A 25,688-nucleotide genomic window follows, 5' to 3' on the forward strand; every position below is an offset into this window, starting at 1 on the left:
GCGGGCGCCGCCGGGCCCCGCTACACCCGCGCCGGGGGCCCCCCCGGGGGGGCGCTGACATAATCCCCGGCACCCTCCAACCCCCTGCCGCGGAACCCCCTCTCGGGTGTCCGGCGACGACCGATCTCAGTGACCGGACGAGACCAGGTCGGATCGATCGCGGTCCGCTTCCCTCGACCGGCTCGCGTGCAGGGAGAGCCCGACGACCGCGGCGAGAGCCCCGGCGACGGCGAGGGCGGCGAACGCGTAGACGAAGCCGGTCTCCTTGTAGAGGGACCGATGGCCCGCGGCGACCATCACGCCGGGCACGGCGAGGATGCCGATCATCAGCTGACTGCCGATCGCGCTGCCCATCGAGCCGAACAGGTTGAGCATGCCGCCGGCTATGCCCTGCGACCGCGCCGGCACCGTCCGCATGATCAGGTTCGGCAGGGCGCCGGAGGCGGAACCGAGGCCGAGGCCCATCACCACCTGTCCGCAGATCACCTGCGCGACGGTGTCGTGCACGGTCGCGAGCAGCATGGCGCCGACGCCGAGAGTGACACCGCCGAACACCAGCACCGCGGCGGGTCCGACTCGCCGCGAGATCTGACCGCCCACCGGACCCGCGATCATCGACGCGATGCCGGTCGGGACGGTGAACAGGGCGACGCCGAGCGCGGTCCGCCCGAATCCGTATCCGAGACCGAGCTTTTCGTCGGCCATGACGAACATCGGGATCAGCATCGAATGGCTCACCAGGACGAATTGCACCAGCGCGCTTGCGGTCAGGGTCTTGGCCACCGGCCGGTCGAACAGCAGGGTGAGGTCGACCAGCGGCTCACTCGGCCGACGCTCGTAGAGCAGCCAGCCGCCGAGGACCGCCAGTCCCCCGAGCACCGTGCTCGCCGTGCGGAGATCGGTCACACCCCACGTCGTCGCGTTGCCGATGCCGTACAGCAACAAGAAGGCCCCTGCCCCGAGGATCACCGCGCCGAGTAGGTCGAGACGCGACTTGCCGCGCAGGGTCGACTCGGGCACGAAGGCCGCCACGAGCGTCCCGGCCACGACCACATGCCCGAGTTGCGCCCAGAAGACGCTGGCGTAGCCGAAGTGGTCGATGAGGTAGCCACCGAGGATCGGACCCAGGATGGTGCTGGCACCCATCCCGGTGGCCACGAATCCCACCGCCACGGGCGCAATTTCGCGCGGAAACACGTCACGGATGAGCCCGTAGGCGAGCACCAGGATCGCCATGCCTGCGCCCTGGAGTCCGCGGCCGACGAGAAAGACCGCGAAGTTGGGGGCCAGCGCAGCGACGAGGCATCCGAGGCCGAAGACCGCGGCGGAGGCGAGCATCACCCGCTTCTTGCCGTAGATGTCGCCGAGCTTGCCGACGATCGGGGTGGTGGCCGCGAGCACCAGCGTGACGATGGTGATGACCCAGCCGACCGCCGTGGCCCGGAAGTGCCCCGCGATCTCGGGCAGTGCCGGGGTGACGAAGTTGTAGGCCAGCGGGATGACCTCGACCAGCAGGATGATCAGCGCCAGCAACACGAACGAACGCCGCCTGGACAGGGGTGCGCGGTCGGCCTCGCCGCTCGCGAGTGGCGGGTGGTGCATCGAAGAGCTCCGAATCTTGTGGGCGGGGCGTGGTACCGCCTCGTCGATCACTTCCGTGGAGCCTCTCCGATCGCGCGGGGGTGTCGGGCGTCACTCTCAGTCACCGAGACCGCGACAGTGGGACCGACCCTTGCCGGAAATTAGAATGAATACTAATTTCCGAGAAATCCAACCACCACCAAGGAGACCCTCATGGGTGAAACTCTGAGCTTGGCGGGCCGCACCGCCGTCATCACCGGCGCGGGCGCCGGACTCGGCCGGTCGGAGGCGCTCGCCGTCGCCGCCGCGGGCGCCGCCGTCGTCGTCAACGACATGGGACCGGCCGCGGAGGCCGTGGCCGAGGAGATCCGGGCGGGCGGCGGACGCGCCGTCGCCGTGCTCGGCGACGTCTCCGACTGGACGCTCGGCGAGCGACTCATCGCCGCCGCCACCTCGAACTTCGGTTCCTTCGACATCCTCGTCAACAACGCGGGCATCCTGCGCGACAAGATGATCTTCAACCTCTCCGAGTCCGACTGGGACGACGTGATCCGCGTGCACCTCAAGGGCCACGCCGCCACCTCGCGCGCTGCAGCCGTGTACTGGCGCAACGCCAGCAAGGCCGCGGGCGGTCCCGTGTACGGACGGATCGTCAACACCTCCTCCGAGGCCTTCCTCTTCGGTTCGGCCGGACAGCCGAACTACTCGGCCGCGAAGGCGGGCATCACCGCGCTGACGCTGTCCTCCGCGCAGGGCCTGGCCCGGTACGGCGTCACCGCCAACGCCATCTGCCCGCGTGCCCGCACCGCGATGACTGCCGAGGCCTTCGGCGAGGCGGAGGACACCGGTTCTCTCGATGCGCTCGCCCCCGAGCGAGTCGGCACCCTGGTGAGCTACCTCGCGTCGCCTGCCTCCCACGAGATCACCGGCCAGGTGTTCGTCGTGTACGGCAAGATGGTGGCCCTCATGGCCTCCCCCAAGGTCGAGAACCGTTTCGACGCAGCAGGTTCCGCATTCACGGTCGAGGAACTCGACGAACAGCTCTCGTCGTACTTCGTCGGCCGGGGACAGTACGAGACGTACGCTGCCTACAGCGTGGCCGAGCTGGAGAAGCCCGCACTCGCGGTCGACTGATCGGGTGAACCGGAAGGAGTTCGACATGAGACTCGCGGACAAGGTCGCCATCGTCACGGGCGGCGCCGGCGGCATCGGGCGTGGCATCGTCCGGGCGTTCACCAAGGAGGGCGCCAAAGTCCTGTTCGTCGACATCAACGATGACGCAGGGAAGGCGCTCGAGGACGAACTCGGCGGCGCCGGACGGTTTCTGGGGGCCGACATCTCGAAGGAGGACAGCGCGGCCGCGATCGTCGACGCCGCGGTCGAGGCGTTCGGCAAGGTCGACGTCCTGGTCAACAACGCCCACACGTCACGTCAGGCGCCCCTGCTCGAGACCACCCAGGCGATGCTCGACCTGTCGTTCGGGACCGGGTTCTACCCGACGTTCTGGCTGATGAAGGCCGCCCATGCGCAACTGGCCGCCACCCAGGGGTCGGTGATCAACTTCGCCTCCGGCGCGGGCATCGAGGGCCAGGTGAACCAGGGCTCGTACGCGGCGGCGAAGGAAGCGATCCGGGCCATCAGCCGGGTCGCCGCCAACGAGTGGGCACCAGACAACATCAACGTCAACATCATCTCGCCGCTCGCCCTCACCGAGGGCGTCGAGGCGTACATCGAGGCGAACCCCGGCGTCGAGGACGTGCTGCTCGCCAAGACGCCACTGCACCGGTTCGGCGACCCCGAGTCGGACATCGGCCGGGTCGCGGTGTTCCTCGCCAGCGAGGACGCCGGCTACATGACCGGCCAGACCCTGATGGTGGACGGCGGCAGCATCAAGCTGCGCTGAGCGGCTCCGCCACAGTGGTGCGGTTACGGAGCGCTTGCCCTCCGTAACCGGTGCCCACCCCCCCGCCCCATTTTGCCCCGCGTGCTCGCGGCCACCCCCCCCCCCCCCCCGCACCACTGCACGAAGTGCATCAGCAGGTCTGCGGAGTTTCCTTGCCTGCCAGGAGATCCGCGGCGAAAGCCTCGGCATCCGACACCGAGGCGGCCACACTCGCGCGGTGGTCGGCACCGTCGTACGTGCGGTAGTCGATGCGGGCTCCCTTGCCGCACAGGCCCTTCACCAGCGCACCGGTCGCAGCCGGCGTGACGAGCATGTCGCCGGTACCCTGCGCGACCAGCAACGGCACCTTCGGGTCGGCGTTCGAGGGCTCCTGCTCGGCCAGGTAGTTCGTCCACGGCCCGAGGTCCGCATCGGGACGGAACACCTTGTCCACCGGAACCCCGGGGATCGCCGCGCGGATGTCGGCGATGCAGCCACGGCGCGCGGCCGTCATCAGCGGCGCCGCCGCCTCGGTGACGATCGCCTCCGGCTTGACCGCGGGATCGGCGGCCGCGGCACCGATCAGGGTCAGCGGCAGGAAGGCCAGGGCGGGCGCGACCGCCGGGTTCCCCGACTTGATGTAGGCGGGCGTCTGGCTCAGCCCGCTGCCCGGCGCAACCGCGATCGCACCGAGCAGGGTGAGCTCGGGGGCGCGGTCCACCGCCTGGTCGGACGCACTGATCGCCGCCGCGCCACCCTGACTGTGCCCGCCGACGAACCACCTGCTCCCCACCGACGGGTCGAGATACCTTGCGGCGCGGACGATGTCGGTGACCGCATTCGACTCCGAGGTCGCGTTCAGGTAGGTGTGGTCGCCGGGCGTGCCCATGCCCTCGTAGTCGGTCTGGACCACGACGTAGCCGTTCTTCACCCAGTTGTCGAGCGTCGCGGTGACGCCCCCGACGTAGTCGTGCACCGCACCGTCGACGGTGTCCCCGGACGGCGCGCAGGTGTCCGCGATACCGGTCGTCCCGTGAGCCCAGCTGATCACCGGCCAGCCGCCGTCGGGCGCGGCTCCCGCGGGGATCGCCACCGTGCCCGAGACGACGATCGGCTTGCCCTCCCCGTTCTCGGACGCGTAGGTGATCAGCTCGCTGCGACCGGCGCTCGGCAGCGCGGCAGCGTTCGTCAGTGGCGCGGAGGAGAGCACGTCGCCGCCGTTCGGCACGGGCGAGGCCGCGGTGGCGGGCTGGTCGTCACTGCTGGAGCAGCTGGTCACGGCGACGGCGGTGACCGCCAACGCGCCTATGATTCGGACGGAAACGCGGGATGGACGCATGGCAGCCTCTCGGGCGGTGCGCCGGAGCGGGCAGCCCCGACGGAAGAATAAGAAGGGTTTCTTAGTACCGTGACGCAAACCACACTGTCAACCGCGCGTCTCAGTCTGGTGCAGGCCGCGGAGCGCCTCGTGGCCGAACGCGGCGTGCACGGCGTGCCCGCCAGCGCCGTGGTCCGAGCCGCCGGGCACAAGAACAACTCGGCCATCACCTACCACTTCGGGTCCTGGGAGGGACTACTCGAGGAGGTGTGGCGGCTGCACACCGACCGGGTGAACGTCGACCGTGCGGTGTTCCTGGCCGCCGCCCGCGACCGCGGCGAGTACGACCTGCCGGTCATGGTCGAGGGCTATGTCGGCCCGCTGGTTGCGGAGCTTCGGAGGGACCGGCCGAGCTACTGGGCGCGCTTCAACGAACAGTGGATGGCGACGATCCGCCTCGACGTCTTCGCGCTCGACGACGCCGCGCTGGCACGACAGCCACAGGGCGACTCGGTCTCGATGGTGCACAACCTGTTCACCGACATGGCCGACGCGTTGACCCACCTGCCCGAGGCCAACCGGACCCGGCGGGTCGCGCTGATGACGCGGTTCGTCATCGGATCGCTGGCCGCCTGGGAACGCGAACCCGACGCGGCGCCGGGGCTGGACGAACTCGAGCCCGAACTGGTCCGCCTGGCCCTGGCCCTGCTCGAGGCGCCCTGACGGACCTCAGTGTCGCCGGTGGTCCGTGACCGGCGTCCTCGGGCCGAACTTCGGCTTGACCGCCTGCCCGCTCACCGAGAGCAGCCGGACCGCGCGATGACGGTGCGGCCGAATCGGATTCAGGTAGTCGACCATGCCGGGATCGTCGAGCGGACGTCCGAGCAGTGACCAGCCCACGACGGCCGCGAGGTGAAAGTCGCCCACCGACAGCGCATCCGCGTCACCCAACGCCCGCTGGGCCACCTCCGCCGCCGTCCATTCCCCGACTCCGTTGACCGCGCGCAGCCGCCGCAGGGCGTCGGGCGGGTCCATCCCCGCAGCCTCCTCGAGGCGGTCGGCGACCGCCGCGCAGGTCACGATGGTCCGCGCGCGACGCGGATCCACCCCGGCACGGTGGAACTCCCAGGACGGGATGCGACGCCACACCTGCGCCGACGGCGGCACCCGCATCCCGTCCGGCGCCGGCCCGGGGGCGGGCGTGCCGTGCGCGGTCACCAGTCGGCGCCAGGACGCCTGCGCCGCGATCCCGTGGACCTTCTGTTCCAGGACCGCGGGGACCAGCGCCTCGAACACGCGGCCGGTACGCGGGATCCGCAACCCCGGGAACCTCCGGTGCGCCTCGGCCAACTTGGGGTGTTCGGGCGTGAAGCCGGTGGCGTCATCGCCTTCGCCGAGCAGGTCGGGCAGGGTGCTCGCGAACTCGGCAGCGCCCTCGCCCCAGGCCCGCCAGCCGACGGAGTTCCGGTCGACCTGGGTCAGGCGATACGTCACCGGCCCGGTCGGCATCAGAGACGTCCGCCAGAGTGCACCGTCCGGGGTGACGCGATGGCACGGGTCGCCCCGGCCGTGGCCGAGCGGGTCCAGCGTCGCCCCCAGCAGCAGGGGCCGGGGGCTGCGATGCACGGCCTCCGCGGGCGCGACGGCAGAGACGGTCATGGCGCCACGATATGCCCCGGCGCGACCGGGCCGGACGACCGCTTCCGCTAACGCGCGCCGAACACCTTCTCCAGCTTGGCGGTGTCGCCGGCGCTCTGGAACTTGACGACCTTCCCGGCCCGGAAAGTGAGGACGTCCGCGGAGTCCCAACTCTCCCCGCCCAACGTCACCTGGGTGAGGGCCACGACCCACTCGACGTCGTCCGCGAGGTCGGCCATCGCGGCCTCCGCGTCCCCGGCGGCGAACGCCGCAGAGCGGAGCCCGCGGATGCGACCGGATGCACCGATCCGCGACTCAGCCGTCACCCCGGTACGCCGCAGCGGACCGCCCGTGCCCGGCCTCGCGGGTGATGTGGTCGACGAGCGGCTGCGTCCGGTACTTCACCGGCGTCGTCAGGGCCAGGGTCGTCGTGGTGTGCCCGACGCCCTCGAGCCCGAGGATGCTCTCGAGCACGTGCAGCAGTTCCTCGTGGGACGGTGCGGCGATCCGAATCAGCAGGTCCTCACGCCCGGTGGTGGTGTGAACCTCGAGCACCTCCGGGACCGCGCGCAGGTCCTCGATGACGTCCTTGATTCGCCCCTGTTCGAGTTCGGCCCCGACGAATGCCTGCACCGGCAGACCGAGCGAGGACAGGTCCACCTCCGGCCGGTAGCCGACGACGACGCCGTTCTCCTCCAGCCTGCGCATCCTCGACTGCACCGTGTTGCGCGCGACCCCCAGCCGGGACGCCAGGTCCATGATCTGGGCCCGCGGGTCCTCGGTGAGCAGGCCGAGCAGTGCGGCGTCGAGCCTGTCGATGCTGATCACCATGTCGACCTCCGAATCGTGTCCCACGTCACAATTGATCATAGCGTTCAGCTGATTCTGCAGTAGTTGACGGCCAGGCCACTCAGACGAACTATTGCTACACCCCTTGCTCGACGGATCGCCCGCATCCACACCACGATGCGGCGCAGAAACGGTGGCGACAGTGACTGAATTGGTGGTCCGCGACGATCAGCCCCGGCCCTACGACCGGCCGCAGCCCTACGACCTCGACGACCGCTACCGGTCCGGTTCGGGTCCGGTCCTGTTGACCGGCGTCCAGGCGATCGCGCGCCAGCTCGTGGAACAGCACGTCCACGACATCCGCGCGGGCCGACGGGTCGCGACCTTCGTCTCCGGCTACCAGGGCAGCCCGCTCGGCGGCGTCGACAAGATGCTGCACGGGATGCCGCAGGTGCTCGCCGAGCACGACATCACCTTCGTGCCCGGCTTCAACGAGGAGCTCGCCGCGACCGCCGTCTGGGGTAGCCAGGCGGACCTGCCCGCGGGATCCGCGACGCACGACGGCGTCGTCGGCGTCTGGTACGGCAAGGGCCCCGGCGTCGACCGGGCCACCGATGCGCTGCGGCACGCGAACATGTACGGGGTCAACCCCAACGGCGGCGTGCTGCTGCTCGTCGGCGACGACCCCGCCTCCAAGTCCTCCACCGTCCCCGCGGTCAGCGAGCGGTCCCTCGCCGCGCTGGGGATCCCGGTGTTGTTCCCGCGCAACGCCGAAGAGATGATCACGATGGGCATGCACGGCGTCGCCCTGTCCCGCGCCTCCGGCTGTCTGGTCGCGCTGAAGGTCGTCGCGGATGTCGCCGACGGCGCCTGGACCGTCGACGGCCGGGTCTCGGACATCGACATCACCGTTCCCGAGATCGAATGGGAGGGTAAGCCGTTCGTCTACAAGCAGCGCCCGATGGCGGTGCCGACGGACAGCGTCATCGCCGAGGCCGACCTGTACGGACCCCGGTGGGAGATCGTGCGCGCGTACGGCGAGGCCAACGATCTCGACGTCATCGAGGTCGCCCCCACCGGAGCGAGGATCGGCTTCGCGGCCACCGGCACCACCTTCGACTCGCTGCGCCAGGGCCTGCTCGACCTCGGCGTGGACGAGGCGGCGCTGCACCGCGCCGGGATCCGGCTGCTGCGCATCGGCATGCCCACCCCGCTGGGCGCGAAGAAGGTCCGCGAGTTCGCCGCCGGCCTCGAGCAGCTGATCGTGGTCGAGGACAAGACGGCCTTCATCGAGACCCAGATCCGCGAGATCCTGTACGGCACCGAGAACACCCCGCAGATCCTCGGCAAGCGCGACGCCGCGGGCCGGCCGCTGATGCCCGTCGACGGCGAGCTGACCGCGGGCCGGCTGCTCGGCCCGCTGCGTCGGGTACTCGGGAACCGCGTCGAGCTGAAGAAGGCTCTGCCGCCGCAGCTCTCGCTCGAGGTGCTCTCCGCCAAGCGCACCCCCTACTTCTGCAGCGGGTGCCCGCACAACCGCTCCACCGCACTGCCCGAGGGTTCGATCGGCGGCGGCGGCATCGGCTGCCACACCATGGTCACCATCTCGAATCGCGAGGACAGCGCCGTCACCGGGCTGACCCAGATGGGCGGCGAGGGCAGCCAGTGGATCGGCCAGGCGCCGTTCACCGACGTCAAGCACCTGTTCCAGAACGTCGGTGACGGCACCTTCTTCCACTCCGGCCAGCTCGCCGTACAGGCCTGCGTCGCGGCCGGGGTGAACATCACCTACAAGCTGCTCTACAACGACGTCGTCGCCATGACCGGTGCCCAGGACGCCGAGGGTGCGCTCTCCGTCGAGAAGCTCACCCACAAGCTCACGACCGAGGGCGTCAAGCGGATCATCATCTGCGCGGACGACCCCAAGCGGCACAACAAGAGGCGGCTCGCCAAGGGCACCAAGCTGTGGCACCGCGACCGCCTCGACGAGGCACAGAAGGAGCTGCGCGAGGTCGAGGGCGTCACCGTGCTGATCTACGACCAGCACTGCGCCGCCGACGCCCGCCGTCAGCGCAAGCGCGGCACCCTGCCGACCCGCAACACCCGGGTGATCATCAACGAGGCCGTCTGCGAGGGCTGCGGCGACTGCGGGACCAAGAGCAACTGCCTGTCGGTGCAGCCGGTGGACACCGAGTTCGGCCGCAAGACCCGGATCGACCAGACCTCGTGCAACACCGACTACTCCTGCCTCGACGGCGACTGCCCGTCGTTCGTCACGGTCGAGGTGGTGCCGGGCAAGAAGAAGTCCGCCAGGGCCGAGCGCCCGGTGCCGCCGCTCGCGGCCGAGCCGGATCTCGGCGAGCTGACGTCGACGCAGAACGTCTTCCTCGCGGGCATCGGCGGCACCGGCATCGTCACCGTCAACCAGGTGCTCGCCACGGCCGCGCTGCGCGCCGGCTACGAGGTGGAGTCCCTGGACCAGATCGGCCTCAGCCAGAAGGCCGGACCGGTGGTCTCGCACCTGCGCTTCTCCCCGGGCGCGCTCGAGCCGTCGAACCGGCTGACGCCGGGCAGCGCCGACTGCATCGTGGCGTTCGACCTGCTCACCGCGACCGACAACAAGAACCTGGGCTACGGCAGCGCTGCCACCACCGTCGCGGTCGCGTCGACCAGCCAGACGCCGACCGGCGACATGGTCTACGACAAGTCGGTTCGCTACCCGGACGAGCAGTCCTTGCTCGACCGACTCGGATCGGCCTCCAGGTCGATGGTGTCGTTCGATGCCCTCGCAGCAGCCCAGGAGTTGTTCGGCAACACCGCCGCCGCGAACTTCCTGCTGATCGGCGCGGCCTTCCAGAGCGGCGGTCTGAGGCTGCCCGCCGAGGCCATCGAGGAGGCCATCGGCATCAACGGCATCGCCGTCGCCGCGAACGTCGACGCCTTCCGCTGGGGTCGGGTCGCCCTCGCCGATCCGGACGCGTTCGCCGCGGTCACCTCGCGGGTCACGCGCACCCCCGCCGTCGCCCCGGCACACCTGCTCGCCGACTGCACCTTCGACGGCGAGGTCCGCCGGCTGGTGGAGCTCCGCGCCGGCGAACTGGTCGAGTTCCAGAACGCGAAGGTCGCGCGCCGGTACGTCGACGCCGTGCAGTCGATCTGGACCGCGGAGCGCTCGGTCACCGGCCGGACGGAGTTCAGCGAGGCCGTGGCCCGCGGGCTGTTCAAGTTCACCGCCTACAAGGACGAGTACGAGGTGGCGCGGATGCTGGTCGACCCTGCCTTCCTCGAGGACGTAGCCGCCCAGGTACCCGGCGGCGAGAACCTCACCTACAAGCTGCACCCGCCGGCGCTGCGGGCACTGGGCCGAAAGAAGAAGATCGGTCTCCGACCGAAGTCGCATGTGGCGCTGAAGATGCTGGCCAAGGGCAAGGTGCTCCGCGGAACCAAGCTCGACCCGTTCGGCTACGCCCACGTCCGCAAGGTCGAGCGCGAGCTGCTGGCGCACTACACCTCGACCGTGCTGCGGCTCGCGGACGAACTGGACTCGGGCAACTACGACCACGCCAGCACGATCGCCGCGCTGCCCGACGTCGTCCGGGGCTACGAGGACGTCAAGCTCGGCAATGTGGAGCTCTACTGGGAGAAGTTGCGGGAGTTGGGGATCGAGCGTTAGCTACCCCCATGTCCACCACCTTCTCCGCCTACGTCGCCCGCGAACAGGACGGGGAGATCACCCTCGGCCCGGAAACCCTCGACGAGGCCGCCCTGCCGCCAGGCGAGGTGACCGTCAAGGTCCACTACTCCAGCGCCAACTACAAGGACGCGCTGGCCGTGACCCCGAGGGGCGGCGTGGTGCGCGAGTACCCGATCGTTCCCGGCATCGACCTGGCAGGCGAGGTCGTCGCCTCCGAGGACGAGTCGCTTCGCCCCGGCGATCTGGTCCTCGCGCACGGATACGAGATCGGTACCGCGCGGCACGGCGGCTACGCGGAACTGGCTCGGCTTCCCGCAGACTGGGTCGTCCGACTGTCCGGACTGACGCCGCGCGAGGCCGCGACCGTGGGCACCGCCGGGTTCACCGCCGCGATGAGCGTGCAGGCGATCCTGGACCGCGGTATCGCTCCCACCGACGGACCCGTCCTGGTGACCGGTGCCAGCGGCGGCGTCGGCAGCGTGAGCGTCGACCTGCTCGCGGCCGCGGGCTTCGAGGTGGTGGCGTCGACCGGCAAGCCCGGCGCCGCGGAATTGTTGACGTCGCTGGGCGCCGCCGCCGTGATCGGCCGCGTGCCCGAGGATCCCGACGCGAAGCCGCGGCCGCTCGGCAAGGCCCAGTGGGCGGCGGCCGTCGACTGCGTCGGTGGCGCGACGCTCGCACACGTGCTCAGCACCGTGAAGTACGGCGGAGCGGTGGCGGCCAGCGGGCTCACCGGTGGGGCCGCGCTGTCCACGACGGTGATGCCCTTCATCCTGCGTGGGGTGGCGCTGCTCGGCATCGACTCGGTCCAGTTGCCGATCGACGAGCGCCGCGCACTGTGGGGACGGATCACGGGCGACCTGCGGCCCCGGCACCTCGAGGCCGTGACCCGCGAGGTGCCGATCCGGGAGGTCCGCACGACGCTGGACGAGCTGCGGGCGGGCAGGCACACCGGCCGCGCGGTGGTCCGCGTCGCCGGTGGCTTCTGACCCGTCTCGGCCCGCGCGGTCAGCTGCCGTTCGGCAGGGTGCCCGGCGGGATCTGGTAGCCGCTGGAACCCGCGAAGACTCCTCCGACAGCGCCGAGTACGAAGTTGACCGCGTTGGTGATCATCGAGAACCTTTCCTGGACGGGCGGATCGCGTTCGCGAGCCTTCGTCACGGTAGCCATGGCACGGGAATCTGTCGACCGCCATGGTGCAGACCGGACGGCTCGTGACAATGTGGACATCGTGAGCCATGAGAAACACAGTCGGCGGGAGGACATCGACGCCGTCGTCGCCTTCCAGCAGGGGCTGGGGCTGTCGGGCATCGTCGACATCCACACCCACTTCATGCCCAAGCGCGTCATGGACAAGGTGTGGTCGTACTTCGACTCCGCCGGTCCGCTCACCGGGGTCGAATGGCCGATTCGGTATCGACTCGAGGAGGACGTCCGGCTCGACCGACTGCGGTCGTACGGCGTGCGCGCCTTCACCTCGATGATCTACCCGCACAAGCCCGACATGGCCGCCTGGCTCAACCAGTGGTCGATCGAGTTCGCCGCGCGCAATCCTGACTGCCTGCACACCTCCACCTTCTACCCCGAGCCGGGCGCGGTCGACTACGTCCGGTCCGCCCTCGACGCGGGGACACTGGTGTTCAAGTCGCACATCCAGGTCGGCGACTACGACCCGAACGACCCCCTCCTCGACGGGGTGTGGGGCCTGCTCGAGGACGCCGGCACACCGATCGTCATCCATTGCGGCTCAGGACCGGCGCCGGGACGGTTCACCGGCCCTGCGCCCATCGCCGCCCTGCTGGCCCGATTCCCGCGGCTGCGGCTGGTCATCGCGCACATGGGGATGCCCGAGTACACCGAATTCCTCGATCTTGCACAGCAATACGACCGCCTGCTGCTGGACACCACGATGGCGTTCACCGACTTCATCGGCGAGGCCGCACCGTTGCGACCCGCCGACTTGCCGGCGCTCCGCGACACCGGGGACCGGATCCTGTTCGGGAGCGACTTCCCGAACATTCCGTATCCGTACGCGCACGCGCTCGAGGCGGTCGCCCGGCTCGACCTCGGCGACGACTGGGTGCGCGGTGTCTGCCACGACAACGCCGCTCGACTGTTCGGCCTCTGAGCGTTCGCTCGGACCAGCGGAGCGAGCGCGGGTCAGAACAGGGTCAGCGAATCGTCCTGTGCGGGTAGCTCGAAGAGCGTCGGCTCCATGTCGACCGCCGGGACCGCGACCGCGGGCCGGCCGACCTTCGGGGCGGCCCGCGCCACGCTCTTGGCCCGCGAGATCGTCTTGGCCGGCGTCTCCGCGCCGGTCGGCGACACCACCGGGGCGGGCGCGGGCCCGCTCGCGGCGACCGCCCGCGCGGCCTCGCCCGCGAGCTTGTCCGCCTCCTCGTTGTAGTGGTTGCCGACGTGCCCGCGGACCCAGCGGAACCGCACGGGGCCCGGCCGCTCGGCGAGCGCCTCGTCGATTCCGCGGACCAGGTCGACGTTCTTGACCGGCTCGCCGGAGGCCGTCCGCCAGCCCTTGCGCTTCCACCCGGACACCCATTCGGAGGCGCACTTGATCGCGTACTGGGAGTCCGACTCGATCACCATCGGCTCGGATCCGGGGTGCGCCCTGATCGCCTCGAGCACCGCTCGCAACTCGGCAACCTGATTGGTTCCCGACGGTTCACCACCCGACTGGCTCGGACCGGTGTGATTGACCCACGCCCAACCGATCGCGCCGCCGGGATTGCGCAGGCAGGAGCCGTCTGTGCTGACGATGATCACGATGGGACACTCTACGGTGAGACGCCGACAAAGGCCCACCGGCGCTACTCGCCGAGGAAGTCCGGGGTCCGCTTCTCGAGCATCGCCGCCACCGCCTCCTGGTGGTCGCGGGTGTGATGGGCGAGGGCCTGCATGGAGGCGGACAGTTCCAGCAGCGACTCGAGGCTCTGGTGCTGTCCCTCGCGGAGCAACTTCTTGGTCATCCGCAACGCCTGCGGCGGGTTCGACGCCACCCGGCGGGCGAGCTCGTGCGCCGTCTCGAGCAGCTTCGCGGGCTCGACCACCCGGGACACCAGGCCCCAGTCCAGTGCGGTGGCCGCATCGATCGCGTCGCCGGTGAACGCCATCTCCGCGGCCCGCGCCAGGCCGACCGCCCGCGGCAGCAACCAGGCGCCGCCGTCGCCGGGGATGATGCCGAGTTTGACGAAGCTCTCCGCGAACGTCGCCGCGGTCGACGCGACCCGCATGTCGCACATCAGCGCCAGGTCGCAGCCCGCCCCGACCGCCGGCCCGTTCACCGCTGCGATCACCGGGACCTCGCAGTGGTACAGCGCCCTCGGGATGCGCTGGATGCCCTGCCGGTAGCCGTCCCGCAGGTCCGCGGGTGCGCCGCCGAACATCCCCGTGCGATCGCGCATGTGCTTGACGTTGCCGCCCGAGGAGAACGCGGGACCGTTCGCGGTCAGCACCACCACGCGGGCAGTCCGGTCCGCGTTGACCGCCCCGATCGCCCGCTCGAACGCCTCGACCATGTCGGGCTCGGAGATGACGTTGCGGGTCTCGGGTCGGTTCAGTGTCCAGGTGACGATGTCCCCGTCCCGCCGAACCTCGATCGCCTCGCTCATGGGTGGCTCCTTCCGGTCGCAGCCCAGCGTATGCGCTTCGCGCAGTGGTGCGGATACGGAGTGCCCACGCTCCGTATCCGCACCACTGCGGCGGAGCCGCCTACTACTTCGGGCGGTTGTCGATCAGCCTGCGCGCCTTGCCGACCGAGCGCTCGATGCCGTCGGGATCGAGCACGTCCACATCGACGGACACGCCGATCCGGTTCTTGATCAGCGCCCGCAGCGACTCCGAGGCCGCGGCCCGCGCCGCGACCGCCGCGCCGGCACGCGCCTCGACGCGCACGGTCAACCGGTCCAGTCTGCTCGGGCGATCCAGCACGCACTGGAACTGCGGGGACAGCTCCGGCACACCGAGGATCAGCTCCTCGATCTGGGTCGGGAACAGGTTGACGCCCCGCAGGATGATCATGTCGTCGGTACGGCCGGTGATCTTCTGCATCCGCCGCATCGACCGCGCCGTGCCCGGCAGCAGGCGGGTCAGATCCCTTGTGCGGTACCGGATGATCGGCAGCGCCTCCTTCGTCAGCGAGGTGAAGACCAACTCGCCCTCCTCCCCGTCCGGCAGCACCTCGCCGGTCACCGGGTCGATGATTTCGGGGTAGAAGTGGTCCTCCCAGATGTGCAGACCGTCCTTGGTCTCCACGCACTCCTGCGCGACGCCGGGACCCATCACCTCGGACAGTCCGTAGATGTCGACGGCGTCCATGTTCAGGTGCTGCTCGAGTTCGGTGCGCATCTGCTCGGTCCACGGCTCGGCGCCGAACACGCCGACGCGCAGCGAGGTCTTCGACGGGTCGATGCCCTTGCGCTCCATCGCGTCGACGATGGTGAGCATGTACGACGGGGTGACCATGATCGCGTCCGGTTCGAAGTCCTCGATCAACTGGATCTGACGCTCGGTCATGCCGCCGGACATCGGAATCACGGTGCAGCCCAACCGTTCCGCGCCGTAGTGGGCACCGAGTCCGCCGGTGAACAGCCCATATCCGTACGCGACGTGCACCTTGTCCGACGGCCGGACCCCGCCGGCCCGCAGACTGCGGGCGACGAGATCCGCCCAGTTGTTCAGGTCGTTCTCGGTGTAGCCGACCACGGTGGGCCTGCCGGTCGTTCCCGACGACGCGTGAATCCGGGACACCCGCTCCATCGGCACCGCGAACATGCCGAAGGGGTAGTTGTCGCGCAGGTCGGCCTTCGCCGTGAAGGGGAACTTGGCGAGATCGGCGAGTTCCCGGAGATCCTGGGGATGCACGCCCGCCGCGTCGAACGACCGCCGGTAGAACGGCACGTTGTCGTAGGCGTGCTGCAGGGACCAGCGCAGCCGCTCGGTCTGCAACGCGGAGATCTCGTCACGCGAAGCAAACTCGATGCTCTTCGGCGATGCTGCGAGGTCTGTCATGGTCTGTCTCCGATTCGGGTCGGCGGGATCTGGCGTGGGTCAGGCGTCGAAGTCGACGGTGAGGTCGTCACTGACCGGGTACGACTGGCAGGTGAGCACGAAGCCGGCGTCGACCTCGTAGTCCTCGAGTGCGTAGTTGCGCCGCATGTCGACGTCTCCGCAGGTCACCTTGGCGCGGCAGGTGCCGCACACCCCGCCCTTGCAGGCGAACGGCAGGTCGGAGCGGAACTTCTCCGCGGAATCCAGGACGGTCGCATCCCGCGGCAGCGTGACGGTGGTGGACCTGCCGTCGAGGATCACGGTCACCTCGCTGCTCGGGCCCTGTACGCCGGGTTCGCGATGGGGGTCCGGGGGCGGGGGCGTGTCACCGACGTAGAACAGCTCGTGGTGGATGCGGTCACGGCCGACACCGAGCTCCCCCAGCACGGACTCGGCGTCGGTCACCATCCCGAACGGTCCGCACAGCCAGAAGTGGTCGACGTCCGGGACCGGGACGACCTCGGCGAAGATCTCCCGCAACCGCGACGCGTCGAGGCGGCCGCTGAACAGTTCGACCTCCCTCGGCTCGCGCGAGAGCACGTGGATCACGTCGAACCGGGGGCCGTACCGATCCTTGAGGTCGGCGATCTCCTCGGCGAACATCACCGATCGGGTCCGCCGATTGCCGTACAGCAGGGTCACCTCCGCATCCGGATTCGCGAGCATCGAGGCCGCGATGGAGAGCATCGGGGTGATCCCGGATCCGGCGGCGACCAGGACGTGCCGACCGCCCGCCGCGGGATCGGCGACGAAGGTCCCCGTCGGACCCTGCACCTCGATCTCCTCGCCGACCCGGACCTCGTTGACCAGCCAGCTGGAGAACAGCCCCTCGGACACCGCGCGCACGCCCACCCGGGGCGCCGCACCCGCGGGTGCGCAGACCGAGTAGTTCCTGCGGTGCTCGACGCCGTCGACGTGACGGCGCAGCGTCAGCGACTGCCCCGGGCCGAAGGCGTACTCGCCGGCCAGTTCCGCCGGCACGTCGAAGGTCACGGCGACGGCGTCGTCACAGAGCTTCTCGACGTCGGCGACACGCAGCTTGTGGAACGGGCGGTTGCGCGGCGCGGTGGCCGCGGGCCGGATATCCGATGCGGTGGTCACGGCTCAGATCTCCTTCACGTGGTCGAACGGTTCGAGGCAGTCCAGGCACCGGTAGAGCGCCTTGCACAGGGTCGGGCCGAACTCGGAGTCGAGCCGGGTGCTGCGCGACCCGCAGCGTGGGCAGGCGAGCCGGCGGGGGCGTGGAATCAGGGTCAGGGGTACCGGCCCGGCTGCCCGCACCGGAGCGGGCCCGGGAACCGAATATCCGTTCTCGGTGAGCTTTCTGCGCCCGTCCGGGCTGATCCAGTCGGTGCTCCACGGTGGCGTGAGACTGGTTCGTACCTCCACCTCCGCGTAGCCGGCGTCGCCGAGCTTGTGCTCGAGGTCGTCGCGCATGGTGGCCATCGCCGGACATCCCGAGTACGTGGGCGTGATGGTCACGACGACCCGCTCACCGTCGACCCGCACGTCGCGCAGCACGCCGAGATCGTCGAGGGTCAGCATCGGCATCTCCGGATCGAGAACCGACGCGGCGATCTCGCGTGCAGTCACCGCCGCCGTGGTCACCACGTCCCCTCCGGATGCTGCCGGGCCACGCTCTGCATCTCGGCGAGCAGTGGCCCCAGGTACTCACTGTGCAGCCCCGAGCGACCGGAACGGCCGCCCACCGTGCTGACCGACGGGCCTTGTGGTGCTACGAGTTCCGCTTCATGGAGAACGTGGTCGACGACGGAGTCGAACGCCTCACGTACCCGCGCCGGGTCCACACCGACGCCGACCGCCGCCATCACCTGCTCCGCGGTCTGGGTGGCGAACAGTTCACCGACGTAGGGCCACACCCGATCCAGGGCATCCGCCATGCGGCGGCGTGACTCGTCGGTGCCGCGACCGAGGGTCACGGCCCACCGCGCCGCGTAGTCGCGGTGGTAGGTCAGTTCCTTGATCCCCTTGGCCGCGACCGCCGCCAGCACCGGGTCCCGCGAACCGCGCAGCCGGTCGAAGATCTCCAGCCGCCAGGCGCTGAAGGCGAACAGCCGCACGATGGTTCGTGCGAAGTCGCCGTTCGGCAACTCCGCCAGCCGCACACATCGGAACGTCGCCTCGTCGCGAAAGAATGCCAGCGCGTCCTCCGCCGGGACCGGCGAGGTCGGCGAGATCACCGGCACCACGGACGCGTCCGCCGCGGCGGCCCGGGCGAGCAGCAGACGGGCCTGGCCCAGCAGGTCGAGACCGATGTTCGCGAGGGCGACCTCCTCCTCGAGTTCCGGGGCTCGGGTGCTCCACTGGGCGAGCCGCTGCGCCATCACGAGGGCGTCATCGCCCAGCATCAGGCAGTAGTCCGCGAGCGCACGCAGGTCGACGTCGTCCGGCACGGTGGTGTCCACGCCGGCCAACGGGTCGTCGAAGCTGGTGCCGAAGGCCCACTGTCCGTCGCCGGTGCCCTCGATCAGGCCGTCGTAGGCGTTGTCATGGTCGATCATCTTGTCAGTCCTCGGTTTACGAATCGCCGGTCACATGTGGGGGACGTTCTCGGGAATCTCGTAGAACGTCGGGTGGCGGTAGACCTTGTCCCCGCTCGGCGCGAAGAACGAGTCCTTCTCGCCCGGGCTGGAGGCCAGGATCGCGCTCGAACGCACCACCCAGATGCTCACACCCTCGTTCCGGCGGGTGTACACGTCCCGCGCGTGCCGCAGGGCCATCTCGTCGTCGGCGGCGTGCAGCGAGCCGACGTGGACGTGGTTCAGTCCCCGCTTGCCGCGCAGGAACACCTCGTACAGCGGCCACTGCGCCTTGACCGGGTGGTCGTGGTTCTCGGTCATCGCGGTGCATCCTCCGTTGTCGATTCCTGCTGCGAGGCAGCCTGTTTCCGGGCGAACTCGGTCGCCGCGGCCCGCACCCAGGCGCCGTCCTCGTGGGCGGCGCGTCGATTGGCGATCCGCTCGACGCTGGTGGCGCCGCCGCCCTTGATCACCGACGTGAACTCGGTCCAGTCGGGCTGCCCGAAGTCGTAGGAGCCGCGGTCGGCGTTCCACGTCAGGTCCGGGTCGGGAAAGGTGACGCCGAGCGCCTGTGCCTGCGGCACGGACATGTCCACGAAACGCTGGCGCAGTTCGTCGTTGGTGTGTCGCTTGATGCCCCAGGCCATCGACTGAGCGGTGTTCGGCGACCGGTCGTCCGGCGGGCCGAACATCATCAGTGCCGGCCACCACCACCGGTCGACCGATTCCTGCACCATCGCTCGCTGTTCGGCGGTTCCGCGCATCATGGTGGCGAGGAGTTCGAAGCCCTGACGCTGATGGAACGACTCCTCCTTGCAGACCCGGATCATGGCTCGAGCGTAGGGACCGAAGGAACTGCGGCACAACGGAACCTGATTGCAGATGGCGGCGCCGTCGACGAGCCACCCGATGGTTCCGACGTCCGCGTAGGTCAGCGTGGGGTAGTTGAAGATCGAGGAGTACTTCTGCTTGCCGTCGATCAACTTCCGGGTGAGGTCCTCGCGGTCCACCCCGAGCGTCTCGGTCGCGGAGTACAGGTACAGCCCGTGACCGGCCTCGTCCTGGACCTTGGCCATCAGGATCGCCTTGCGGCGCAGCGACGGTGCGCGGGTGAGCCAGTTCCCCTCGGGTTGCATCCCGATGATCTCGGAATGCGCATGCTGGGCAATCTGCCGGACGAGCGTCTTGCGGTAGCCGTCCGGCATCCAGTCGCGCGGCTCGATCCGCTGGTCGTTCGCGATGGTCTCGTCGAACAGGGCCTGCACGTCGGCGGTGGCTTCGGTTGTCGTCATGTGTTCCTCGCTGCGCCCGATTTACTACCGAACGATCGGTCGATAATTACAGTATGCACGAGCGTGACCCACGACACAAGATCGGGGCTACGCCCTAGGCTTTCGGCGCCACCGGCCCTGCGACTCAGCGCCCCCGGAACAGCGGTGGCCGCTTGCCGAGGAACGCCGCGACCGCCTGGCGGTGATCCTCGCTGGCGCCGAGCGCCACCTGCGCGCGCTGCTCCGCGACGAGCGCGTCGGCGAGCGAGCCGTCGGCACCGACCAACGCCTTGACCTCCCGGAAGGCACGCGTCGGTCCGCTCGCCAGTCCGCGCGCGGTCGCGATCGCCGCCTCGGCGAGATCCGCGTCGGGCACCACCCGGTGCACCAGCCCCCAGTCGAGGGCCTGTGCCGCGGTGAACCGGTCGCCGAGCAGCATCAGTCCCGCCGCCCGGCTCACGCCGACCGCGCGGGCCAGCGTGTGGCTGAGCCCAGAGTCGCTGGCCAGCCCGATTCCGGTGAAGGCCGTCGAGAACTTCGCACCCTCGCCTGCGATCCGGACGTCCCCGGCGAGCGCTATCCCGAGTCCGGCACCGACGCACGCCCCGTTCACCGCGACCACCACCGGGACCTCGATCGCGGCCAGCGCGGCGACGAGCGGGTTGTAGTGCTCGGCGACGGTGTCCATCGCGTGCGCGGGGTCGGACTCCAGCGCGGCGGCGTGCTCTGCGAGGTCCTGTCCGACGCAGAAGTTCTTGCCCTCGGCCGCGAGCAGGACTGCCCGCGTCCCGGGGTCGGCGGCGGCCCGGGCGACCGCGGCCCGCAACTGCTCCTTGAGCGCCCGGTCGAGCGCATTGGCGGCCGTGGGCCGCCGCAGGGTGATGGTGGCCAGGCCCTCACTGTGGTCGTATCCGACGACTTCGGTACTCATCTTCGCTCCTGACGACGACCTGGTCCTACGACCAGGTGTGGAATCCCTGACCCGTCTTGCGGCCCAGTTCACCGCGAGCCACCTTCTGCCGCAACAGTTCCGGTGGCGTGAAGCGGGGCCCGAGGGTCTCCGCCAAGTGCTCGGCGATGGCCAGGCGCACGTCGAGACCGACGAGGTCGGTCGACCGAAGCGGACCCATCGGGTGCCGGTAGCCCAGCTCCATCGCCCGGTCGATCGACTCGGCGTCCGCGACGCCCTCCTCCAGCATGCGGATCGCCTCGAGCCCGAGCATCACGCCGAGCCTGCTGGTCGCGAATCCGGGCGAGTCGTTGACCAGGACCTCCGACTTGCCGAGGTCGGCCACCCATCCGCGCACCCGGTCGACGACCTCGGGCGCGGTCTCCGGCGCCCGGACGATCTCCACCAGCGCGGACGCCGGCACCGGGTTGAAGAAGTGCATGCCGAGGAATCGGCTCGGATCTTCCAGCGCGGCACCGAGTTCCGCGATGGAGATGGAACTGGTGTTGCTGGCGATGATCGTCTCCGGGTGCACCGTCCTCGCCACCGCGGCCAGCACGTCGAGCTTGAGCGGCACCAGCTCGGGCACCGCCTCGACCACGAGGTCCGCCGCCGCAGGCAGTTCGTCGATCGCCCCGACGGTCGTCACCCGGGCGAGGATCTCCGCCGGCGCCCGGTCGAGCTTTCCGCGTTCGTGCGCGCGGCCCAGGCCGGCCGCGACGCGCCGGTGCGCGGCCGCGACGTCACCGGTCTCGGCGATCACGACCTGCGCTCCCAGGGTCGCGAACACCTGCGCGATGCCGGCACCCATCCGGCCGCCGCCGACCACGCCTACCGTTGCCGGGTCGGTCATGTCGTCTTCTCCAGGAATCGGGTCATGCGTTCGTGTTTGTCCGCGCTCTCGAAGAGCACCGCCTGCGCCAGATCGTCCGCGAGCGGGTGTGCGCCGGGCGCGTCGAGCACGGCCTTGGTCAGGCGCAGGGCCAGCGGCGAGGACCTGCCGATCCGGTCGAGCACGCGGTGCGCGGCGGCGAGCAGCTCCGCCGGCTCGACCACCTCCATCACGAGCCCACAGGCCGATGCCGCGTCGGCATCGAGCAGTCGGCCGCCGAGCAGTACCTGCCGGGCTACCGACATCCCGACCAGGCCGGGCAACCGGTAGCTGGCGCCGGCCGCCGCGATGATGCCGAGGCCCGGCTCGGGGTTGCCGAACACCGCGCGCGGTGTCACGATCCGGATGTCGCAGGCGTAGGCGAGCTCGGCGCCGCCGCCGAGCGCGTAGCCGTCGATCGCCGCGACGGTCGGCATCGGCAGCGCCGCGATGCGGTCGAAGAGGTTGCGGTTGAGCCCGGCCAGGGCGTCCTCCCGACCACGGGCGCGCAGCTCCGCGATGTCGGCACCGGCCGCGAAGTCACCACCCGCACCGGTGAGCAGCAACAGCTTGGGCGCCCGCTCGAGCCGGGCGCAGACCTCGTGCAGCTCACCGAGCATGGCGGCACCGATGGCGTTGCGTTGAGCCGGGCGGTCGAGGGTGACCACCAGCCGGTCGGGTTGTTCGTCGGCCTTCAGGGTGATGGGGGCTGCTGCCACGTCGGACTCCTTGCACCGTTGGTGCTTCATTAATAACCGAACCTTCGGTTGGTTGGCAACCCCTCGTCCGCACGTCGTGTCGAGTAACCGGCAGTCACCGGGGCCTGAGAGTATGGCGACATGAGCACGCGCACCCCCCGCCGCACCGGCCAGCCCGGACGCCCGGGCTACGACCTCGACTCGCTGCTGTCCGTCGCGGTGAAGGTCTTCAACGACCGCGGGTACGACGGCACGAGCATGGAGGTGCTCTCCCAGAAGCTCGGCATCAGCAAGTCGTCGATCTACCACCACGTGTCGGGCAAGACGGAACTGCTGCGCCTGGCCCTCGACCGGGCCCTGGACGCGCTGTTCGCGGTGACCGAGGAAGAGCCCACCACCAATGGGCCCGCCATCGACCGGCTCGAGCACATGGTGCGACGCAGCGTCGAGGTGCTCGTCGACGAACTGCCGTACGTGACGCTGCTGTTGCGGGTGCGCGGCAACACCACCGTCGAACGGCGTGCACTGGCCCGTCGACGCGAACTCGACGCGTTCGTCGCGAAGCTGGTCGTGGACGCCGAGGCGGAGGGCGACCTGCGGCCGGACATCGATCCCGCCCTGACCAGCCGGCTGCTGTTCGGCACGGTGAACTCGCTGATCGAGTGGTACAACCCGCAGGGCGGCGGATCCACCGAACGGCTGGCCGACGCGGTCGTCGCCATGACCTTCGACGGGCTGCGCACCACCCGCCCCTGACCCGGCGAGGCCCCGACCCCACCGACACTTGACAGCTCCGCGGCTTCGCGCGATGGTAATTACCGACCGAACGTACGGTGGGAATGGAGATCCGATGAGCAGGAAGCTGCAGAGCTACGTCCAGGGCCAGTGGTACACCGCCCCGGACGAGGGCACGCCCCTCGCGAGCGCCGTCGACGGCACCGAGGTCGCGCGCATCTCGGCCACCGGGCTCGACGTCGCCGGCATGCTCGACTACGCGCGCACCGTCGGCGGTCCGGCGATCGCCGAGCTGACCTTCCACGAGCGCGCGGGCCGGCTCAAGGAACTCGGCCTCCTGCTGATGGCCGGCAAGCAGGAGTTCTACGACCTGTCCGTCGCGACCGGTGCCACCACCCGCGACTCGGCGGTCGACATCGACGGCGGCTTCGGCACCCTGCTGAGCTACGCAGGCAAAGGCAAGCGCGAGTTGCCCAACGACACCGTCTACCTCGACGGCCCCCCGGAGCGGCTCGGTCGCGGCGGCACGTTCGTCGGCCAGCACGTCTACACCGCGCGCAAGGGCGTCGTGGTACAGATCAACGCGTTCAACTTCCCGGTGTGGGGCATGCTCGAGAAGCTGGCGCCCGCCTTCCTGGCCGGCATGCCGTCGGTGGTCAAACCCGCCAGCCAGACCGCCTACCTCACGGAGCTGGTGTTCCGCCGGATCGTCGAGTCCGGCCTGCTGCCGGAGGGTTCCGTGCAGTTGCTCTGCGGGAGCGCCCGCGGGGTACTCGATCACCTCGGCGGCCAGGACATGGTCGGCTTCACCGGTTCCGCCGACACCGCCGCTACCCTGCGCAGCCACCCCAACGTCGTCGGCGAGGGCGTGCACCTCGGCGTCGAAGCCGACTCACTGAACTGCTCGATACTCGGCGAGGACGTGCGGCCGGGCACCGAGGAGTTCGAGCTGTACGTCAGGCAACTCGTCGCCGAGATGACGGTCAAGGCGGGCCAGAAGTGCACGGCCATCCGGCGCGCGCTGGTCCCCACCGCGGCGGTCGACGACGTCATCTCCGCTGCGCGCGAACGTCTCTCGAAGATCGTCGTCGGCAACCCGGCGGACGACAGCGTCCGGATGGGCCCGCTGGCCAGCCTCGAACAACGCGACGAGGTGCTGCGCGCGCTCCGCGGACTGACCAAGTCCGCGGAGATCGTCGTCGGCGATCCGGAGAACTTCGAGGTGGTCGGCGCGGACGCGGCAACCGGCGCCTTCCTTCCCCCGATCCTCTTGCGTGCCAACGCGGACGCCACCGAACCGCACGACATAGAGGCGTTCGGGCCGGTGTCCACCGTGATCGCCTACGACGGCATCGAGGACGCGATCGCGCTCGCCGCCCGCGGCAAGGGCAGCCTCGTCGCGTCGGTGGTCACCCGCGACCCCGCCATTGCCCGCGCCCTGGTGCTCGGCCTCGCCCCGTTCCACGGCCGGGTGCTCGTCCTCAACCGCGAGGACGCCAAGGAGTCGACCGGCCACGGATCACCGCTGCCCACCCTGGTGCACGGCGGACCCGGCCGCGCGGGCGGCGGCGAGGAGCTCGGCGGCATCCGGGGCGTTCTGCATCACATGCAGCGCACCGCAATTCAGGCAAACCCCGACATCCTCACGGCCGTCGGCAACCGCTGGGTCACCGGGTCCGCGCAGCCGGTCGGCGACGTGCACCCGTTCCGGAAGAGCCTGGCGGAGCTGCGACTCGGCGACACCGTCGTGGCCGGACCCCGCGCGGTCACCCTCGCGGACATCGACCACTTCGCGGAGTTCACCGGCGACACCTTCTACGCCCACACCGACCCGGCGGCCGCCGCCGCGAATCCGCTGTTCGGTGGGATCGTCGCGCACGGTTACCTGGTGGTCTCGCTGGCGGCCGGCCTGTTCGTCGAACCCAGTCCGGGTCCGGTGCTGGCGAACTTCGGCGTCGACTCGCTGCGGTTCCTCACCCCGGTTAAGGCCGGCGACGCGCTGTCCGTGACACTCACCGCGAAGCAGATCACCCCGCGGACCAGCGCCGACTACGGCGAGGTGCGCTGGGACGCGGTGGTCACGAACCAGAACGACGAGGTCGCCGCCACGTACGACGTGCTGACGCTGGTCGCGAAGACGGCATGAGCGCCGGGACCGCGGGCGACCTGGCCCGGGAGATGTTCGCGAGCGATCTGGCCTCCGCCGCGCTGGGCATCGAGATCGTCGAGCTCGCGCCGGGTCGCGCGGTCGCCACCATGACCGTCACCTCGACGATGGTCAACGGACACGGAATCACCCACGGCGGGTTCGTGTTCACCCTCGCGGACACTGCGTTCGCCCTCGCCTGCAACGGCTACGGCGTGCCCACGGTCGGCGCGCAGGCGGACATCCGGTTCGTTCGGGCGACCCGGCTCGGCGACACCCTGACCGTGGTCGCGACAGAGCGAGTGCGATACGGCCGCAACGGAATCTACGACGTGACCGTGACCTGGGACGGTCACGTCGTAGCCGAGTTCCGCGGCAGCAGCCGAGCCAAGCGCTGACCCACCCGTGGGGGGGGGGGGGGCCCACCCCCCGCGCGCGCAGCCGCCCGCCGGCGGGCCGGCCAAACAAGCGAAGGAGGCGGGGCCGGGCGGGCACTAGCGACGCCCGGGCGG

General features: G+C 70.1%; 26 protein-coding genes. 9 read left to right on the forward strand and 17 right to left on the reverse strand.

Annotated features, from left to right (window positions below):
• Positions 1–126 precede the first annotated feature (126 nt).
• Positions 127–1,602 (reverse strand): MFS transporter, encoded by a 1,476-nt coding sequence (locus tag ACFVH2_RS00040; protein WP_378428723.1) that lies wholly within the window; start codon positions 1,600–1,602, stop codon positions 127–129.
• Positions 1,603–1,794: 192 nt separating this feature from the next.
• Here ACFVH2_RS00040 and ACFVH2_RS00045 point away from each other — a divergent pair, with 192 nt between their 5' ends.
• Positions 1,795–2,715 carry a 3-oxoacyl-ACP reductase gene (locus ACFVH2_RS00045; protein ID WP_378428721.1) on the forward strand — a complete coding sequence of 307 codons (921 nt, stop codon included), beginning with the start codon at positions 1,795–1,797 and terminating at the stop codon, positions 2,713–2,715.
• Between the two features lie 25 nt (positions 2,716–2,740).
• Positions 2,741–3,484, forward strand: coding sequence for an SDR family NAD(P)-dependent oxidoreductase (locus ACFVH2_RS00050; protein ID WP_378428720.1), 744 nt, complete (start codon positions 2,741–2,743; stop codon positions 3,482–3,484).
• Positions 3,485–3,614: 130 nt separating this feature from the next.
• Here the strand turns inward: ACFVH2_RS00050 and ACFVH2_RS00055 are convergent, their stop codons facing one another.
• Positions 3,615–4,802: a lipase family protein gene (locus tag ACFVH2_RS00055; protein ID WP_378425730.1), complete on the reverse strand. Its 1,188-nt coding sequence runs from the start codon at positions 4,800–4,802 to the stop codon at positions 3,615–3,617.
• Positions 4,803–4,871: 69 nt separating this feature from the next.
• On the opposite strand from ACFVH2_RS00055, the gene ACFVH2_RS00060 reads away from it, so the two are divergent.
• On the forward strand, positions 4,872–5,504 hold the full coding sequence (locus ACFVH2_RS00060) for a helix-turn-helix domain-containing protein (protein ID WP_378425732.1): 633 nt from the start codon (positions 4,872–4,874) through the stop codon (positions 5,502–5,504).
• Positions 5,505–5,510: 6 nt separating this feature from the next.
• On the opposite strand, the gene ACFVH2_RS00065 is transcribed toward ACFVH2_RS00060, so the two are convergent.
• The 3 genes from ACFVH2_RS00065 to ACFVH2_RS00075 are packed head-to-tail and all read right to left on the reverse strand — an operon-like array spanning position 5,511 to position 7,247.
• Entirely contained in the window at positions 5,511–6,440 is a 930-nt protein-coding gene (locus ACFVH2_RS00065; protein WP_378425734.1) for a DNA-3-methyladenine glycosylase family protein, read from the reverse strand.
• Between the two features lie 47 nt (positions 6,441–6,487).
• Entirely contained in the window at positions 6,488–6,745 is a 258-nt protein-coding gene (locus ACFVH2_RS00070; RefSeq protein WP_378425736.1) for a hypothetical protein, read from the reverse strand.
• Entirely contained in the window at positions 6,735–7,247 is a 513-nt protein-coding gene (locus tag ACFVH2_RS00075) for an Lrp/AsnC family transcriptional regulator (RefSeq protein ID WP_378425954.1), read from the reverse strand. The genes ACFVH2_RS00070 and ACFVH2_RS00075 overlap by 11 nt, the downstream gene beginning before the upstream one ends.
• A gap of 163 nt (positions 7,248–7,410) precedes the next feature.
• Between ACFVH2_RS00075 and ACFVH2_RS00080 the strand changes: the two genes are divergently transcribed.
• Positions 7,411–10,881 carry an indolepyruvate ferredoxin oxidoreductase family protein gene (locus tag ACFVH2_RS00080; protein WP_378425738.1) on the forward strand — a complete coding sequence of 1,157 codons (3,471 nt, stop codon included), beginning with the start codon at positions 7,411–7,413 and terminating at the stop codon, positions 10,879–10,881.
• A gap of 8 nt (positions 10,882–10,889) precedes the next feature.
• Positions 10,890–11,891 (forward strand): oxidoreductase, encoded by a 1,002-nt coding sequence (locus ACFVH2_RS00085; RefSeq protein WP_378425740.1) that lies wholly within the window; start codon positions 10,890–10,892, stop codon positions 11,889–11,891.
• Between the two features lie 19 nt (positions 11,892–11,910).
• On the opposite strand, the gene ACFVH2_RS00090 is transcribed toward ACFVH2_RS00085, so the two are convergent.
• Positions 11,911–12,072 carry a hypothetical protein gene (locus tag ACFVH2_RS00090; protein WP_378425742.1) on the reverse strand — a complete coding sequence of 54 codons (162 nt, stop codon included), beginning with the start codon at positions 12,070–12,072 and terminating at the stop codon, positions 11,911–11,913.
• 61 nt (positions 12,073–12,133) lie between these two features.
• On the opposite strand from ACFVH2_RS00090, the gene ACFVH2_RS00095 reads away from it, so the two are divergent.
• On the forward strand, positions 12,134–13,030 hold the full coding sequence (locus ACFVH2_RS00095; RefSeq protein ID WP_378425744.1) for an amidohydrolase family protein: 897 nt from the start codon (positions 12,134–12,136) through the stop codon (positions 13,028–13,030).
• Positions 13,031–13,062: 32 nt separating this feature from the next.
• Here the strand turns inward: ACFVH2_RS00095 and ACFVH2_RS00100 are convergent, their stop codons facing one another.
• The 11 genes from ACFVH2_RS00100 to ACFVH2_RS00150 all read right to left on the reverse strand — a co-directional run bounded on the left by ACFVH2_RS00100 (position 13,063) and on the right by ACFVH2_RS00150 (position 22,316).
• Complete coding sequence (locus ACFVH2_RS00100) at positions 13,063–13,683, reverse strand: ribonuclease H (protein WP_378425746.1); 621 nt, start codon at positions 13,681–13,683, stop codon at positions 13,063–13,065.
• Between the two features lie 44 nt (positions 13,684–13,727).
• On the reverse strand, positions 13,728–14,528 hold the full coding sequence (locus ACFVH2_RS00105) for a crotonase/enoyl-CoA hydratase family protein (protein ID WP_378425748.1): 801 nt from the start codon (positions 14,526–14,528) through the stop codon (positions 13,728–13,730).
• Between the two features lie 103 nt (positions 14,529–14,631).
• The gene (gene paaK, locus ACFVH2_RS00110; RefSeq protein ID WP_378425750.1) at positions 14,632–15,927 is read right to left on the reverse strand and encodes a phenylacetate--CoA ligase PaaK; all 1,296 of its coding nucleotides are present in this window, start codon (positions 15,925–15,927) and stop codon (positions 14,632–14,634) included.
• A 39-nt stretch (positions 15,928–15,966) separates the two neighbouring features.
• Entirely contained in the window at positions 15,967–17,067 is a 1,101-nt protein-coding gene (gene paaE, locus ACFVH2_RS00115; RefSeq protein ID WP_378425752.1) for a 1,2-phenylacetyl-CoA epoxidase subunit PaaE, read from the reverse strand.
• Between the two features lie 3 nt (positions 17,068–17,070).
• Positions 17,071–17,577: a 1,2-phenylacetyl-CoA epoxidase subunit PaaD gene (gene paaD, locus ACFVH2_RS00120; RefSeq protein ID WP_378425754.1), complete on the reverse strand. Its 507-nt coding sequence runs from the start codon at positions 17,575–17,577 to the stop codon at positions 17,071–17,073.
• A complete protein-coding gene (gene paaC / locus ACFVH2_RS00125; RefSeq protein WP_378425756.1) occupies positions 17,571–18,488 on the reverse strand; it encodes a 1,2-phenylacetyl-CoA epoxidase subunit PaaC in 918 nt (305 codons plus the stop codon). Before paaC ends, paaD begins: the two co-directional genes overlap by 7 nt.
• A 30-nt stretch (positions 18,489–18,518) precedes the next feature.
• Positions 18,519–18,827, reverse strand: coding sequence for a 1,2-phenylacetyl-CoA epoxidase subunit PaaB (gene paaB / locus ACFVH2_RS00130; protein ID WP_378425758.1), 309 nt, complete (start codon positions 18,825–18,827; stop codon positions 18,519–18,521).
• A complete protein-coding gene (gene paaA / locus ACFVH2_RS00135; protein WP_378425760.1) occupies positions 18,824–19,798 on the reverse strand; it encodes a 1,2-phenylacetyl-CoA epoxidase subunit PaaA in 975 nt (324 codons plus the stop codon). Before paaA ends, paaB begins: the two co-directional genes overlap by 4 nt.
• A gap of 124 nt (positions 19,799–19,922) precedes the next feature.
• Positions 19,923–20,708 (reverse strand): enoyl-CoA hydratase/isomerase family protein, encoded by a 786-nt coding sequence (locus ACFVH2_RS00140; protein ID WP_378425762.1) that lies wholly within the window; start codon positions 20,706–20,708, stop codon positions 19,923–19,925.
• Between the two features lie 25 nt (positions 20,709–20,733).
• Positions 20,734–21,579 (reverse strand): 3-hydroxyacyl-CoA dehydrogenase family protein, encoded by an 846-nt coding sequence (locus tag ACFVH2_RS00145; protein WP_378425764.1) that lies wholly within the window; start codon positions 21,577–21,579, stop codon positions 20,734–20,736.
• Positions 21,576–22,316: an enoyl-CoA hydratase/isomerase family protein gene (locus ACFVH2_RS00150; RefSeq protein WP_378425766.1), complete on the reverse strand. Its 741-nt coding sequence runs from the start codon at positions 22,314–22,316 to the stop codon at positions 21,576–21,578. Before ACFVH2_RS00150 ends, ACFVH2_RS00145 begins: the two co-directional genes overlap by 4 nt.
• A 120-nt stretch (positions 22,317–22,436) precedes the next feature.
• On the opposite strand from ACFVH2_RS00150, the gene ACFVH2_RS00155 reads away from it, so the two are divergent.
• The 3 genes from ACFVH2_RS00155 (at position 22,437) to paaI (ending at position 25,574) form a co-directional block, all read left to right on the forward strand.
• Positions 22,437–23,051, forward strand: a complete 615-nt coding sequence (locus tag ACFVH2_RS00155) for a TetR/AcrR family transcriptional regulator (RefSeq protein WP_378425768.1) — start codon at positions 22,437–22,439, stop codon at positions 23,049–23,051.
• Between the two features lie 94 nt (positions 23,052–23,145).
• Positions 23,146–25,176 (forward strand): phenylacetic acid degradation bifunctional protein PaaZ, encoded by a 2,031-nt coding sequence (gene paaZ, locus ACFVH2_RS00160; protein WP_378425770.1) that lies wholly within the window; start codon positions 23,146–23,148, stop codon positions 25,174–25,176.
• On the forward strand, positions 25,173–25,574 hold the full coding sequence (gene paaI / locus ACFVH2_RS00165; protein ID WP_378425772.1) for a hydroxyphenylacetyl-CoA thioesterase PaaI: 402 nt from the start codon (positions 25,173–25,175) through the stop codon (positions 25,572–25,574). Before paaZ ends, paaI begins: the two co-directional genes overlap by 4 nt.
• Positions 25,575–25,688: the final 114 nt, after the last annotated feature.

Source organism: Rhodococcus sp. NPDC127527, assembly GCF_042672245.1.
In the GTDB taxonomy this organism is placed as follows: Bacteria; Actinomycetota; Actinomycetes; order Mycobacteriales; family Mycobacteriaceae; genus Rhodococcus_G.